The organism is Streptomyces botrytidirepellens, from assembly GCF_003721215.1.
GTDB lineage: Bacteria > Actinomycetota > Actinomycetes > Streptomycetales > Streptomycetaceae > Streptomyces > Streptomyces himastatinicus.
Genome location: NZ_RIBZ01000169.1, coordinates 1 through 14412, shown reverse-complemented (window position 1 = coordinate 14412; position 14412 = coordinate 1). Strand labels below are relative to the sequence as shown.

Annotated in this window: 12 protein-coding genes, 1 tRNA gene and 2 pseudogenes; 9 read left to right on the top strand and 6 right to left on the bottom strand. The window is 73.0% G+C overall.

The window, feature by feature from the left end; translation table 11 throughout:
- A pseudogene (locus EEJ42_RS12895) lies at nucleotides 1–462 on the top strand (hydrolase); the annotation flags it as partial.
- Nucleotides 463–486: 24 nt separating this feature from the next.
- Nucleotides 487–1152 (top strand): SDR family oxidoreductase, encoded by a 666-nt coding sequence (locus EEJ42_RS12890; protein ID WP_123100085.1) that lies wholly within the window; start codon nucleotides 487–489, stop codon nucleotides 1150–1152.
- A gap of 442 nt (nucleotides 1153–1594) precedes the next feature.
- On the opposite strand, the gene EEJ42_RS12885 is transcribed toward EEJ42_RS12890, so the two are convergent.
- The gene (locus tag EEJ42_RS12885; protein WP_123100084.1) at nucleotides 1595–2428 is read right to left on the bottom strand and encodes a DUF1206 domain-containing protein; all 834 of its coding nucleotides are present in this window, start codon (nucleotides 2426–2428) and stop codon (nucleotides 1595–1597) included.
- Nucleotides 2429–2581: 153 nt separating this feature from the next.
- Between EEJ42_RS12885 and EEJ42_RS12880 the strand changes: the two genes are divergently transcribed.
- The 3 genes from EEJ42_RS12880 to EEJ42_RS12870 all read left to right on the top strand — a co-directional run bounded on the left by EEJ42_RS12880 (nucleotide 2582) and on the right by EEJ42_RS12870 (nucleotide 9325).
- The gene (locus tag EEJ42_RS12880; protein ID WP_123100083.1) at nucleotides 2582–3808 is read left to right on the top strand and encodes an amidohydrolase family protein; all 1227 of its coding nucleotides are present in this window, start codon (nucleotides 2582–2584) and stop codon (nucleotides 3806–3808) included.
- A gap of 430 nt (nucleotides 3809–4238) precedes the next feature.
- On the top strand, nucleotides 4239–8210 hold the full coding sequence (locus EEJ42_RS12875) for a WD40 repeat domain-containing protein (RefSeq protein WP_123100082.1): 3972 nt from the start codon (nucleotides 4239–4241) through the stop codon (nucleotides 8208–8210).
- A gap of 194 nt (nucleotides 8211–8404) precedes the next feature.
- Complete coding sequence (locus EEJ42_RS12870; RefSeq protein ID WP_123100081.1) at nucleotides 8405–9325, top strand: FkbM family methyltransferase; 921 nt, start codon at nucleotides 8405–8407, stop codon at nucleotides 9323–9325.
- A gap of 12 nt (nucleotides 9326–9337) precedes the next feature.
- On the opposite strand, the gene EEJ42_RS12865 is transcribed toward EEJ42_RS12870, so the two are convergent.
- From EEJ42_RS12865 to EEJ42_RS12855, 3 genes are all read right to left on the bottom strand, one after another.
- Entirely contained in the window at nucleotides 9338–10096 is a 759-nt protein-coding gene (locus EEJ42_RS12865; protein WP_123100080.1) for a glycosyltransferase family 2 protein, read from the bottom strand.
- Nucleotides 10097–10098: 2 nt separating this feature from the next.
- Complete coding sequence (locus EEJ42_RS12860; RefSeq protein ID WP_123100079.1) at nucleotides 10099–10884, bottom strand: GntR family transcriptional regulator; 786 nt, start codon at nucleotides 10882–10884, stop codon at nucleotides 10099–10101.
- Between the two features lie 119 nt (nucleotides 10885–11003).
- Nucleotides 11004–11085, bottom strand: a tRNA-Tyr gene (locus EEJ42_RS12855).
- Between the two features lie 196 nt (nucleotides 11086–11281).
- Here EEJ42_RS12855 and EEJ42_RS12850 point away from each other — a divergent pair.
- On the top strand, nucleotides 11282–11770 hold the full coding sequence (locus EEJ42_RS12850; protein WP_123100078.1) for a YajQ family cyclic di-GMP-binding protein: 489 nt from the start codon (nucleotides 11282–11284) through the stop codon (nucleotides 11768–11770).
- 16 nt (nucleotides 11771–11786) lie between these two features.
- Here the strand turns inward: EEJ42_RS12850 and EEJ42_RS12845 are convergent, their stop codons facing one another.
- A complete protein-coding gene (locus EEJ42_RS12845) occupies nucleotides 11787–12125 on the bottom strand; it encodes a hypothetical protein (protein WP_123100077.1) in 339 nt (112 codons plus the stop codon).
- 121 nt (nucleotides 12126–12246) lie between these two features.
- Here EEJ42_RS12845 and EEJ42_RS52780 point away from each other — a divergent pair, with 121 nt between their 5' ends.
- Together EEJ42_RS52780 and EEJ42_RS52775 are read left to right on the top strand one after the other, a co-directional pair.
- The gene (locus EEJ42_RS52780) at nucleotides 12247–13383 is read left to right on the top strand and encodes a helix-turn-helix domain-containing protein (RefSeq protein WP_148081932.1); all 1137 of its coding nucleotides are present in this window, start codon (nucleotides 12247–12249) and stop codon (nucleotides 13381–13383) included.
- A gap of 92 nt (nucleotides 13384–13475) precedes the next feature.
- Nucleotides 13476–13610, top strand: a pseudogene (locus EEJ42_RS52775) (nucleotide-binding YajQ family protein); the annotation flags it as partial.
- Nucleotides 13611–13679: 69 nt separating this feature from the next.
- Here EEJ42_RS52775 and EEJ42_RS12830 read toward each other — a convergent pair.
- On the bottom strand, nucleotides 13680–14006 hold the full coding sequence (locus EEJ42_RS12830; RefSeq protein WP_123100075.1) for a hypothetical protein: 327 nt from the start codon (nucleotides 14004–14006) through the stop codon (nucleotides 13680–13682).
- A 115-nt stretch (nucleotides 14007–14121) separates the two neighbouring features.
- Between EEJ42_RS12830 and EEJ42_RS12825 the strand changes: the two genes are divergently transcribed.
- The coding region (locus EEJ42_RS12825; protein WP_148081931.1) for a helix-turn-helix domain-containing protein at nucleotides 14122–14412 on the top strand (291 nt) is incomplete at its 3' end.

The following is a 14412-nucleotide window of genomic DNA, read 5'->3' as shown; positions in this document are numbered from 1 at the left end:
GTGGCGGGCTGCGCGCCGGTGCGGCTGCTGCGGGCCGCGGGCGTCCGGGTCGCCGCCGGGAGCGGCGCCCTGCGCGACACCGTCAACCCCGTGGGCCGCGGCGACCCCCTGGAAGCCGCCTATCTGCTGGCCTCCCGGGGCGAACTGGGACCTGCGGAGGCCTACGACGCGGTCTGCGCCCGGGCGCGGGCCGCGCTGGGACTGCCCGAGGTGCGGGTGGAGGCCGGGTTCCCCGCCGAGCTGCTGGCGGTGCGCGGCGACGGGCTCGCGGGCGTGCTGTCGCTCGCGTACAGCCGGGTCGTGGTGCACGACGGGCGGGTGGTCGCCCGCACCAGCGCGGTACGGGAGTACTGCGACTCGGCCGCCGCGGTCGCCCTCGACCTGCCGCGCCAGTCCCGGCCCCCGTTCCAGCCCCCGTCCCAACCGCCGTCCCGGCCCGCGGACGGCGACGGGCAGCCGTAGCCCAACCGGCGTACGGTCGGGATCATGCGCATTGTCATCGCTGGTGGACATGGTCAGATCGCGCTGCGGCTGGAGCGGCTGCTCTCCGCGCGCGGAGACGAAGTGGCGGGCATCGTCCGCAAGCCGGAACAGGCGGGCGACCTGCTGGCGGCGGGCGCCGAACCGGTCGTCTGCGACCTCGAATCGGCCTCCGTGGACGACGTGGCCAAGCACCTGGAGGGCGCCGACGCCGCCGTCTTCGCCGCCGGCGCGGGCCCCGGCAGCGGGGCCGCCCGCAAGGAGACCGTCGACCGCGGGGCCTCCGTGCTCTTCGCGGACGCCGCCGAGCGGGCGGGGGTACGGCGGTTCCTCACCGTGTCCGCGATGGGCGCCGGGCGCGAGCCCGCGCCCGGCACGGACCCGGTCTTCGCCGCCTACCTGCGCGCGAAGGGCGCTGCGGACGACGACCTCCGGGCCCGCGAGGCCCTCGACTGGACCGTGCTGCGCCCCGGCCGCCTCACGGACGACCCGGGTACGGGGCTGGTGCGCCTGGCCGAGCACACGGGCCGGGACGAGGTGACCCGCGACGACGTGGCCGCCGTCCTGGCCGCCCTCCTCGACGAACCCCGCACGGCGGGCCGCACCCTGGAACTCCTGGGCGGCTCCACGCCGGTGACGGAGGCGGTGCGCGCCATCGCCGAGAGCGGCTGAGCGGGCCGGGGCGGGGCGGGGGCGCCGGGGTCCGTGGTGGGTGCGGGTGCGGGGCCTCCGGGGCAGGGTCCTGGACTCGTATATTTTTGGCGCCACCGCCCGGAAACGTGGGGTGGGCCGGAAATAGGCGCCACAAATATACGGAACGTCCAGGCCCCCACCCCTGCGACCCCGCCCCCTCCCGCCGGTGGCCCCGGCCCCGAATCGGTCCCGATCCGCCCCGGTGGCGGGCGCCGGGCGGGGGTGGATGTATCCCAGGTTGTGGGCAATCGTTCCGCTGGGCGGAACGGGCGGGCACAACCCGGCCACCGGGCCGCACCCGGCGGCGAAACCCCGGCAAGCCGGGGCCCGGGGTGTCCCCGGTTTCGGGAAGGGGCGGGGCAGGGGAGAAAGAGCCTCCGGGGGGACCTGTCGGTACGGCCGCGGACCCGGACGTGTCGGGTCAGACCCGGCGCCATCGGGCCATGGCGAAGGAGAACACGCCGAACAGCGCCAGCCCCGCCGCGACCGCCGCCAGCAGCCACGGCCCGGCCGAGGTCGCGGCGAAGGTGCGCAAGGTGTCGTCGACGCCCTTGGCCCGGTCCGGGTCGTACCGTACGGCGGCCGAGACGGCGAAGCCGCCCGCCACCGCGAACACGGCGCCGCGCGCCACCCCGCCGCACACGCCCAGCGCCTCGACGGCCCGCTCGGCCCGGCGGGGCATCCCCGAGAGTGCCAGGTGCTTGCGGAAGGTGCGCAGCAGGGCCCGTACGGCGATCCACACCCCGGCCCCGGCGACCACCGCACCGCCCAGGCCGACCAGCCACCGTCCCTCCGGCAGGCCGAGCGCGCGGGCCGTGACGTCCTGCGACTGCCGGTCGCTGGAGCCGCCGCCCCCTTCCCCGGCCGCGAAGACGAGGACGGAGTAGGCGACGAAGGCGTAGAAGACCGCGCGGGCGGCCCCGGCGAGGCGCTTGGTGGCTTTGCGGCCGTCCGGTCCGGCGGCCCCGAAGGCCGCCTCGGACAGCCGCCACAGCGCCATGCAGACCAGCCCGGCCCCGACGGCCCAGACCAGCGCCGCGCCGAACGGCTGGTGGGCGAGCATCTGCAAGGCCCCGCTGCGGTCGGCCTGTTTGCCGCCGTCGCCGAAGGCGATGCGCAGCGCGATGACGCCGACGAGCAGGTAGAGGACGCCGCGGGCGGTGAGGCCGCCGCGGGCCGCGGCCTCGATGGCCCGGTGCGGGGCCCTGGTGCGCGGTACCGGGCCCAGTCCTCGTGCGATCGACGAGACGTTCACCGTTTGCCTCCCGATGTCCGAACCCGGCCGCTGGTGCGGCGTTTGCCCCGGACGGCCCCGCGGAAACCGGGAGCGACCCTCTCTTGTTGCCTGAGGCGGTCGGCCCTACTCTGCCATCTGACGGGCCGTCAGATTTACCGGGGAGATGACGCCATGACGGGCGAGACGACCGGCGCGACCGAGCTGCCCATGGTCATCAGCGTGGACGACCATGTGATCGAGCCCGCCCACCTCTTCGAGACCTGGCTCCCGGCCAAGTACCGCGACCGCGGGCCGAAGCCGCTCACGGCCGGGATCGGGGAACTGGCGTACATCGGCGGCAAATACCGCATCACGACCGATCCGGACGGTCCGCTCACGGACTGGTGGGAGTACGAGGGCGGTCTGTTCCCGTACAAGCGGATCATCGCGGCCGTCGGCTTCTCGCGGGACGAGATGACCCTGGAGGGCATCACCCGCGAGCAGATGCGCCGCGGGTGCTGGGACCCCAAGGCCCGGATCGCCGACATGGAGATGAACCACGTCGAGGCGTCGCTGTGCTTCCCGACCTTCCCCCGCTTCTGCGGCCAGACCTTCGCCGAGGCCGACGACAAGGAGGTCGGGCTGGCGTGCGTGCGGGCGTACAACGACTGGATGGTCGAGGAGTGGTGCGGTGACAGCGGCGGGCGGCTGATCCCGCTGTGCCTGATCCCGCTGTGGGACATCGAGCTGGCCGTGCGGGAGATCCGCCGGAACGCCGCGCGGGGCGTGCGCGCCGTGACGTTCAGCGAGATCCCCACCTACCTCGGCCTGCCCAGCATCCACAGCGGCTACTGGGACCCGTTCTTCGCCGAGTGCGAGGCGACGGGGACGGTCGTGTGCATGCACATCGGCTCGTCCTCGCAGATGCCCGCCGCCTCCCCCGACGCCCCGCCCGCCGTGCAGGCGGCGTTGAGCTTCAACAACGCCATGGCGTCGATGATGGACTTCCTCTTCAGCGGCGTCCTGGTCAAGTTCCCGCGACTGAAGCTCGCGTACGCCGAGGGCCAGATGGGCTGGATCCCCTACGCGCTGGAGCGCGCCGACGACGTCTGGGAGGAGCACCGGGCGTGGGGCGGCGTCCGGGACCTCATTCCCGAGCCGCCGTCCACGTACTACTACCGGCAGATCTACTGCTGCTTCTTCCGCGACCGGCACGGCGTCGCCTCGCTCGACACGGTCGGGGTGGACAACGCCACGTTCGAGACCGACTACCCGCACGTGGACTCCACCTGGCCGCACACCAAGCGGATCGCGGCCGAGCACGTCGAGGGGCTGCCGCCGGAGACCACGTACAAGATCCTGCGCGGCAACGCGATCCGGATGCTGGAGCTGGACTTCGACAAGGACCGGAGGGCATAACCCCGGCCGGTTTCAGCCATCATGGCGTGAATCCCGGCTGACCCCTTGCCTATCCGAGGCGCCGGTCATGGGATCGGTGCATGGCTGAGAATGCCCCGGCGGACCCCCGCTTCCCACACCCCACAGCGTTCGGCGCCGGTCCCTCCCCACGCGGGGACCGGTGCCGAACGGTGGGGCGGTACCGATCCGCACCCCCCCCGTATGGGTGCGGATCGCGGAAGGGCCGGTTCGGTGGTCTACGCGGCGGCCGTCTGGGCCCGGGCCGATGGCCCGGCAGGGCGGCCGCGTTCGCCTGCGCTGCTGGGCTGTGATCCTGCCAGCTGCGCCGTCCGCCGAGGAGGTTCCGGTTGTGGGCCACGGCCTTCGTCGCAGGTCATCCGTATAAAGTGAGTTTTCCGGTCCGGATATCCAGGCGCGGGGGAAGTAAGGAGTGGAGACCTTGAGTTCCGACTCAGGGGTACGCACGGCCTTCGCGGAACGTCTCGCGCTGCTGTACCGGGAGGCCGGTAATCCTCCCCTGAAGAGCGTGGCCGAGGCGGTCGTCCGGCTTCAGCGGGTCGACGAGCGGGGGCGCCCCGTACGGGTGTCCGCTCAGCGGATCAGCGACTGGCGGCGGGCCAAGAACGTGCCCGCCCAGTTCGCGGCCCTCGCGGCGGTGCTGCACGTACTCATCCCCGACGCACGCCGTCTGCGGCGCGCGCCGGTGTCCACCGGTCTGTACGACATGGCCCAGTGGCAGCGCCTCTGGGAGCGGGCGGTGGCCGACCCCGTCGGCGAACGCCCCCCGTCGGCCGCGGACGAGGAGGAGCGGCCCCCGGCCGACGCCCCGGCCGTGCCCGGCGCGGTGTGCCCCTACCGGGGGCTGGCCGCGTACCGGCAGGAGGACGCCCGGTGGTTCTACGGCCGGGAGCGGAGCACGGAGGCGCTCGTCCGCCAGCTGCGCGCGGCGGAGACGACGGGCGGCCTGGTCATGCTCGTGGGCGCCTCGGGGGCGGGGAAGTCCTCCCTGCTGAACGCCGGGCTGGTGCCCGCGCTGGAGGACTGCGTGCCGGGCGACAGCGCTCGGGAGGTGCTCCAGCTCGCGCCGGGCGCCGATCCGCTCGGTGAGCTGACCCGCCGGATACCCCGGCTCACAGACGCCCTCCGCAGGGAGCCCGGCACGCCGGGGTTCGCGCGCGCGGTGCGGGATGCCGTCGCGGCGTGGGCGGGGGACTCCGCCGCCCGCCCGGTCGTCATCGTGGACCAGTTCGAGGAGGCGTTCACCCTCGGCACCGAGGAGGCGGACCGGCGTACGTTCATCCAGCTGCTGCACGCCGCGTGCTCGCCCTCCGCCTCCGGTGACCCGGCCCCCGTCCTCGTCGTCCTCGGCGTCCGCGCCGACTTCTACGAGCAGTGCCTGGCGTACCCCGAACTGGCCGACGCGCTCCAGCACCGCCACATGGTGCTCGGCCCGCTGACCGTCGCCGAGCTGCGCGAGGCGGTGACCGGCCCGGCCAAGGCCGTGGGGCTGGAACTCGAACCGGGCCTCGCGGAACTGATCGTCCGGGAGGTGAGCGCCGACGGCCCCCGCGGCACCCATGACGCGGGCGTGCTGCCGCTCCTCTCCCACGCCCTGCTCGCCACCTGGCAGCGCCGGAAGGCGGGACGGCTGACCCTGGCCGGCTACCGCGCGGCGGGCGGCATCCAGGGGGCGGTGGCCGCGACGGCCGAGCGGGCCTGGTCCGGCCTCGACCCCGCGGCGCGCACGGCCGCGCGGCTGCTCCTGCTGCGGCTGGTCCGGCTGGGCGAGGACACCCAGGCCACCCGCAGACGGGGGATGCGGCGCCAGCTGTCGGAGGAGTCGACCGAACCCGGCAAGACGGAGGAGTCGCTCGAAGCGCTGGTCCGCGCCCGCCTGGTGACCCTCGACGCGGAGACCGTGGAGATCACCCACGAGGCGCTGCTGCACGCCTGGCCGCGGCTGCGCGACTGGATCGACGAGGGCCGCAACGACCATCTGCTGCGCCAGCGCCTGGAGGAGGACGGCCGGGCCTGGGAGGGCATGAACCGCGATCCGTCGCTGCTCTACCGGGGCTCCCGGCTGGAACAGGCCCACACCTGGGCGAAGTCCGCCGGGGACACCCTGCTGACCCGCAGCGCGGTGGAGTTCCTGGCCGCCTCGGTGCGGCTGCGCAGGCGCGTCATCTGGCTCAGCCGGGGCGCGGTGGCGGCCCTGGTCGCGCTGGCGATGGTGGCCGTCGGCGCGGCGGTGATCGCGTGGCAGCAGCGGGACGACGCGGTGTTCGAGCAGGTGGTCACCGAGGCCGATCGCTTCGAGTACCGGGATCCGTCGCTGTCCGCCCAGCTCGCCCTGGTGGCCCACCGGCTGCGGCCGGACGACGAGGGGACGAAGAACCGGCTGATCTCGATCGTGAACGCGCCGCTGGCCACCCCGCTGCTCGGCCACACCGGCGCCGTCTACCTCACCTCCTTCAGCCCGGACGGGAAGACGCTGGCCACCGCCGCCTACGACCGGACCGTCCGGCTCTGGGACACCAGCGACCCGACGCGCCCCAAGCCGCTGGGCAAGCCCCTCACCGGCCACACCAGCTGGGTGAGCAGCGCGGTCTTCAGCCCGGACGGCCGCACCCTCGCCAGCGCCGGTGACGACGGCACGGTCCGCCTGTGGGACGTAGGCGATCCCCGCCATCCGCGCCCGCTCGGCGCGCCCCTGTCCGGCCATGACGGCACGATCTACCTGCTCGCGTTCAGCCCGGACGGGAAGACGCTGGCCGCCGCCACCGAGGACCACAAGGTCCGCCTGTGGGACATGCGCGACCGGGGACGGCCGAAGCCGCTCGGCACGCTGACCGGCCCCACCGCCGCCGTGCGCTCCGTGGCGTTCAGCCCCGACGGCAGGATCCTCGCGGGCGGTGGCGACGACGGCACGATCAGGCTGTGGAATATGGCCGATCCACGGCATCCGAAGCGGATCGGCAAGGCGCTGACCGGCCACACGGACCTGATCCACTCCGTGGCGTTCAGCCCGGACGGCCGCACCCTCGCCAGCGGCGCCGCCGACAACACCATCCGGCTGTGGGACGTCGGCGACCCGCGCCGCGCGGAGCCGCTGGGCGCGCCGCTCACCGGCCACTCCGGTCCCATCTGGTCCGTCGCCTTCAGCCCGGACGGCAACATGCTCGCCGCCGCCAGCCAGGACAGCACCGCGAGCCTGTGGAACGTCCAGGACCCGGCGTATCCGTCGCAGGTCGGCGAGCCGCTCGCGGGGGCCAGCGGCGAGATGTACGCCCTGGGCTTCAGTCCCGACGGCCGGACCCTCGCCACCGGGAGCGGCGACAACACGGTCCGTCTGTGGTCGATCCCGACGTCGGACATGATCGGCCGGGTCGGGGCGTTCCGCCCGGACGGGCGGGTGCTCGCCACGGCGGCGCGCGACGAGAGGATCCGGATGTGGAACGTGGCGAAGCCCGGGCGGCCGGTGCCGCTGGGCAAGCCGTTCAGCCCCGGGGAGGGCGAGGTGCGGGAGCCGACCTTCTCCCCCGACGGCCGCATCTTCGCCGTGATGACCGGCGGCCGCACGGTGCGGTTGTGGAACGTCGCCGACCCGGCCCATCCCGTCCCCGCCGGGCCGCCCCTGGACCTGCGGACCCGGTTCGCGGGCGCGCTGGCCTTCAGCCCGGACGGGAAGACACTGGCCACCGTGTACGACGACCGCACCATCCGGCTGTGGGACGTCAGCGACCCCGAGCGGGTCCGCCCGCTGGGCGCGCCGCTCACCGGCCACAAGGGCTACGTCAACGCCCTCGTCTTCAGCCCGGACGGCCGCATGCTCGCCAGTGGCAGTGCGGACAACACCATCCGGCTGTGGAAGGTGACCGACCGGCGGCACGTCGAACGGCTGGGCGCGCCGCTCACCGGCCACCTCGGCCCCGTCAACGCGCTCGCCTACAGCCCGGACGGCCACACGCTGGCCAGCGGCAGCGACGACAACACGGTCCGGCTCTGGAACATCACCGACCCCCGCAAGGCGACCCGGCTGGGCCGCCCGCTCACCGGCCACACCGACTCGATCGTGTCGCTCACGCTCAGCCGGGACGGCACCACCCTGGCGAGCGGCGGCAACGACAACGCCGTCCGGCTCTGGGACATCACCGTCCCGTCCGAGGCCGATGCCATCGGCCAGTCGATGAGCCCCAACGCCAAGACGGGCAACTTCCTGTCGTTCAGCCCCCAGAGCCACATGCTCGGGGTGTCGAGCGGTGCCGATACGGTCCGGCTGTGGGACCTGGACACCGACAAGGCCATCCACCGCGTCTGCTCCATGACGCGGGGCGTGCTGACGCCGGAGAAGTGGCACGAGTATCTGCCCCGAATGTCCTACGAGCCGCCGTGCGGACGCTGAGGAAAGGGGGCCGCCGTGCGTGATCACGATCACAACTCCGCGTTCATTCCGACCAGTCGGCACCCTGACGCGAGCAGTCGCGTTACGCTTGGGAACAGCCCGATCGCTGGTGCATCCCCCGTCGCCAGCGATCGGGCGTTTGCATGCGCTACGACGGCTCGTATCGCTCGGCGCGAAGCTGGAGGTCTCCCGTGATGCCGTGGCTCGACGAGGCCGCCCTGGACCTCACCCGCGCCTACGTCCGCCACTCGCCCTGGAGCGCCGGTAAGCGGGCCCTGGTCGCGCGCCACCTGAACGCCGCGCTCCGCGACCGCCCCCTGCACCGCCTGGCCCGCACCCGCTTCGGCGCCACCTTCGCCGTCGACACCCAGGACCTCATCCAGCGGTACCTGTACCTCTTCGGCGTCTGGGAACCGCACATGACGCGCTGGCTCCAGCGCAGGCTGCGGCCCGGCGACGTCTTCGTGGACGTCGGCGCCAACATCGGCTACTACAGCGTCCTCGCCTCACGCCTCGTCGGCCCCGGCGGGACGGTGGTGGCGATCGAAGCCTCGCCGACGTTCCACCAGCTGCTCCTGCGGCACGCCCGGCGCAACCGCTCCACCAACATCCGCGCCGTCAACGCTGCCGTCTCCGACCGCGACGAGCTGCTGACCTTCATCCTCGCCAGCTCCCGCAACATGGGCGCCAACAGCATCGTCCCCTACGACGGCCCGGCCGAGTCCACCTTCGACATCGCGGCCCGGCCGCTGCCCGACGTCCTCACCGACGACGAGATCGCCCAGGCCAGGGTCATCAAGATCGACGTCGAGGGCGCGGAAGGCGGCGTGGTCCGCGGCCTGATCCCTATGCTCGATCGGCTTCGCCCCGACGCCGAGCTGACCATCGAGGTCACCCCGGAGCGGATGGCCGACCTGGGCGAATCCGTCGACGAGCTGCTGGAAACCCTGACGTCCCACGGCTTCCACACCTACCGCCTGACCAACGACTACGCGGCGGCCACCTACCCACCCGCGATCCACGGCCCCGCCCGCGCCCCCCGCCGCTGGCACGGCCCCGTCACGACCGAGAGCGACCTGATCTTCTCCCGCGTCGACGCCGCCACGCTGCCCTGACCGCTACGGGCCTCAGCCCGCCTCGTACCGCCAGCCGTCCATCGCCGCCAGGACGCGGGCGCGGGACTCGACGACCGCGAAGCGTGCCTCGCGCTCGGCCGCGTCGGCATGGGAGGCGTGGGCGGTGACCTGACCGGGCCACTTGCGGTAGAGGAGGCCGGTCTCGGCGGTGAACCAGCCGCGGCTGACCGCGCTCAGGGCCATCAGCAGGCCGGTGTCCTCGGAGGCGGGCAGGGCCATCCAGCCGCCGAGGGCCAGGAGCAGGTCGCGGCGGACGAAGAGGGTCGCCGGGTGGACCTGGGCGCGGTAGTCGTGGGTCTTCCAGTGGTCGAGGACGGCGCCGCGCGCGATCGGGCCCTGCGGGGGGTCGCCCTCGAAGCCGACCGTGGAGCCGTCGGGCAGCAGGTCCAGGGCGCGCGAGGTGGCCCAGCCGAGCTCCGGGTTCTCGTTGAGCGCGCGCAGGTCGCGGGCGAGGGCGCCCGGGGTCAGCATGTCGTCGGCGTCGAGCACCTTGACGTAACTGCCCTCGGCGCGGGCGAGCCCCATCGTGCGGGCCATGGCCGCCCGCCCGGCCCGGCCCTGGCCGAAGCTGATCCGGTCGTCGTGGGGGACGTAGGGGCGTACGGCGCGGGTCTCGCCGTCCTCCTGCACCACCCACTGCCACTCCCAGCCGTCCGGCAGCTCCTGCTGGCACAACGATGCGTACGCGTCCGGCAGATGCCCGGCGCCCGGGGCGTGGACCGCGGTGATGACCGTGATGGTGTTCGGCATGGTCACCACCTTGTCAGGGGCGTGGTGAAGACGAGTTCCGTACGGTCACCGGGCAGTCGCACGTCCGAGACCTCGACGACCCGGCCGTCGGTGCCGGTGCAGATTTTCCGGAGGAGGATCACCGACACCCCCTTCTCGAGCCCGAGCGCCTCGGCCTCTTCCGCCGTCGGCGGCCGGGCCGTGATCCGTTCCTCGATGCGGTCCAGCTCGATGCCGATCGTGTAGAGCTGGTTCTGGGTGCCCCCGGGCCAGGGCTCATTGGCGGCGTCGAGGAGATCCGGATTCGCGGCCACCACGTCGTGGACGAGATACGAGTGCACCAGGGCGAAGGGGGCGTCCTCCTCCCGGCAGTTGGTGCGGTAGATCCGCTCCAGCAGCCGCGTCCCCACGGGCACCCCGAAGACCGCCGCCAGGTCCTCATCGGCCTTCGCCTCGCGGTACTCGGCGTGGAAGGCGAGATCGGTCACCTCCAGCCCGGTGTCGTGCTCCGTGGACCCGGTCCGCAGCCGCTCGGCCCGCGGCCGCCGCGCCCGGTCCTTCTCCCACTGGTGCCGGTCACTGCTGCGCTCGACGCGACGGCGCGGCGTACGGACGAAGGTCCCCACCCCGTGCCGCTTGTCGATCAGCCCCTCGGCCACCAGCTCGGACAGCGCCCGCTGAAGCGTCGGCACGCTGGTCCGGTACCGCACCGCGAGCCGGTCCTCCGCCGGAAGCCGCTCCCCCGGCCGCAGCCGGCCGGTGCGGATGCCGTGCCGCAGGGCGTCGGCGACCTGCTCGTACCTGGCCATCCCGGGATCACCGCCCTCGATGTCCGGACGGTCTCAGGTTAAGTCCACAAGAGGCCGTGAGGCCCGACGACAACGGCCCCCGGCTGCGTATTCGCAGCTCGGGGGCCGTTTTCCCAGCGTGGCGGCGCCAGGATTCGAACCTGGGTAGGCTAAGCCGACGGATTTACAGTCCGCTCCCATTGGCCACTCGGGCACACCGCCTGGGATGTGTGGCCAGGTGCCCTGCCCCGCTTTCGCGGCGCTGCTCCCTGGCAACGACGTAAACAATACCTGATCCCCGGGGGTGGTCCGCCACCCGGTTGATCGCCTCTGGATCATGGCCGGGATGGCTAGGCTGGCGCTTACGGTCCGCTGGGCCGTGCCACTGACGGATCTACGTACGAGGAGCCAACTCAAGATGGCCGACTCCAGTTTCGACATCGTCTCGAAGGTCGAGCGGCAGGAGGTCGACAACGCGCTCAACCAGGCGAGCCGCGAGATCTCCCAGCGCTACGACTTCAAGAACGTCGGGGCCTCGATCGACTGGTCGGGCGAGCGGATCGAAATGCGCGCGAACTCCGAGGAGCGGGTGAAGGCGATCCTCGACGTCTTCCAGTCCAAGCTGGTCAAGCGCGGGATCTCGCTGAAGGCGCTGGACGCGGGTGAGCCGCAGGCGTCCGGCAAGGAGTACAAGATCTTCGCCTCGCTCCAGGAGGGCATCTCCCAGGAGAACGCGAAGAAGGTCGCCAAGATCATCCGCGATGAGGGCCCGAAGGGCGTCAAGGCGCAGGTGCAGGGCGAGGAGCTGCGGGTCACCTCGAAGAGCCGGGACGACCTCCAGTCCGTGATCGCGCTGCTGAAGGGGAAGGACCTGGACTTCGCGCTCCAGTTCGTCAACTACCGGTAGGCGGCCCACGGCCGCTTTACGGCACGCCGGGGCCTTGTGGGCCCCGGCGTTCGTGTGTGGCGGCACCCTCGCCGTCGGCGGCGGGCGCCAGCCGGTCACCCCGGCTCTCGGCGATCCGCAGGACGTCACGGAGGGCTTCGGTCAGCCGGTGCGCGAGGTAGCGGAGTTCCCCGGCGTGCACCTTGCGGTCGCCCAGCAGGGCGCGCGCGTGGGCCAGCAGCTCCGCCCCCATGTGCAGCTGCACGGCCTCGATCTCGTCCGCCCGCCGGTTCATCCGGCTGCCGGCGTCGTCGGAGGAGAGGTAGCAGGGCTTGCCGTCCGGGGTCGTCCAGGGCAGTAGGCGTAGGCCGGTCATCACGTTCTTCCTGTCGCCGGGGCTGGTGCGGCCTCCATCCTTGGGCCCGGGCCCGTACCTGCGGGAGTTGACAGGCGTTGACTACGCTGTGGAGTCAACGGTCCACGCAGGGAGTTCCGCCATGGGCGATTTCGGATCGCGCGTTCGCGCTCTGCTCACCGAGCGGGGCATATCCATGCGCGCCACCGCCCGTGCGCTCAACTACGACCCCGCCTATCTCTCACGGGTGATCAACGGCAGACAGCAGCCGTCGAAGGCGCTGGCGGCGGCCCTGGACGGCCTTCTGGAGGCCGACGGGGCACTGGTCGCGCTCGCCGCACCCGAGGTGCGCCCGCCGGAGCCGTGTGCTGAGCACGCCACCGGCGTCGAGGGGGACATCGCGCACATGCGCGCGTCCGTGGCTCACCTGCTGGCGCACGACAACCGGTACGGCAGTACGGCGGTGGCACCGGCCGCCGTGCAGGTCTGGCGTGCGGAGCAGCGGAAGCTGGACCGGGGCGGCGTCCCCGACCGGGCGCGGGCCGGGTACTTGTCGGCCGTCGCCGAGCTGGCCGAGATCGCGGGCTGGCTGCTGTTCGACTCCCGGCAGTGGGACGCCTCGCGCACGGCGTTCCTGGAGTCCCATCTGCTCGCCCGGCAGGCCGGGGACAGGACCATGGAGTGGTTCGCCCTGGACATGCTCGCGATGCACGACGTACAGACCGGCCGGGCGGGCGAGGCGCTACGGATCGCGGACGAGCTGCTGACGGGGGTCCGCGTCCCGCCTCGTATCGCGCTGCTCGCACGCGTGCGCCAGGGCAGGGCGCTCGCCCAAGTGGGCGACCACCGGAGGGCGCTGACCGCGTTGGAGGGCGCCAGGGCCGGGCTGGAGGACTCGATCAGCCCCCGGGACCCGGCGTGGGCGTGGTGGGTGAACGACAGTGAGATCACCGGCCACGAGGGCGAGGCGCTCCTTGCCGCCGGTGAGGCCAGGGCCGCGATTCCCAAGTTGCAGCGCGCGCTCGAACTGGCCTCGGAGCACTTCCCGGCGGGCCGGGGGACGCTCTACTACAGCGTCGCCATGCTTTCGGCGTACGTCACCGCCCGCGCGTGGCGGGAGTGCGAGGCCATTCTGATCTCGATCAATACCCTGCTGGAGACGGTCACCTCCGAGCGCAGCCGCGACAGGCTACGTGCCACGCTGCGGGTGATGGCCCGCCAGCCGGACGCTCCCCCGGGGCTCCTGGACCTCGCGCAGCATACGGCGAGAGCGAGCTGACCGGGGGCCGGGTACGGGACGGGAACAGCTCAGCGCCCGGCGAAGGCCTGGACCGTGGGGCTGATGTCGTGGCCGATGGGGGCAGGGAGATCGGGATCAGCAAGGCACGGGTGCAGGGCGAGGAGCTGCGGGTCACCTCGAAGAGCCGGGACGACCTCCAGTCCGTGATCGCGCTGCTGAAGGGGAAGGACCTGGACTTCGCGCTCCAGTTCGTCAACTACCGGTAGGCGGTCGCGCCGGGATGACGAAACGCCGGGGCCCCGCGGCCCCGGCGTTCGCGTGTGCGGCGACGGCGGTCACGGTGGGCTGTTGTCCCCGTCGGCGGGGGCCAGCCGGTCGCCCCGGCTCTCGGCGATCCGCAGGGCGTCGCGGAGGGCTTCCGTCAGCCGTTGCGCCAGGTAGCGGAGTTCTCCGTCGTGCGCCGTGCGGGCGCCGAGCAGGGCGCGGGCGTGGGCCAGCAGTTCCGTCCCCATGTCCAGTTGCAGCGCCTCGACCTCGTCCGCCCGCCGGTTCATCCGGCTGTCGGCGTCGCCGGACGAGAGGTAGCAGGGTTTGCCGTCCGGGGTGGTCCAGGGCAGCAGGCGCAGTGGCGGTTCGATGTCGCGGGCGGTGCGGTCCGGCATGGTGCTCTGCTTCCGTCGTGGGTGCGTGACTCCATCGAAACGGCTCCGTTGACCTCACGGAGGAGCCACCCAGGGGGCCCGGAAGGGGCCAGACTGGGACAGGGAGGGGGCCACGATGAGCGATGACCGGCGCACATGGTTCGGCGCGTATCTCGCACGCCTTCGGCGGGCCACGGACCGGAGCCAGCGGCAACTGGCGGAGCGGCTGTGTGCGCTGTCCGGGCTGGACTCCGTCACGCGGCATGAAATCTCACGGTGGGAGCGGGGCGCACGGGTGCCCGATGCCTGGCTGCCCGTCCTGGCGCAGGCGCTCGGGGTGGCGGTGGGCGAGCTGGAGCGGGCCGCCGCCTACGCCCGGGGCGAGAGGGACACCGTCCCCGGCGGGCCCTCGGCCTCACTGGCCGAG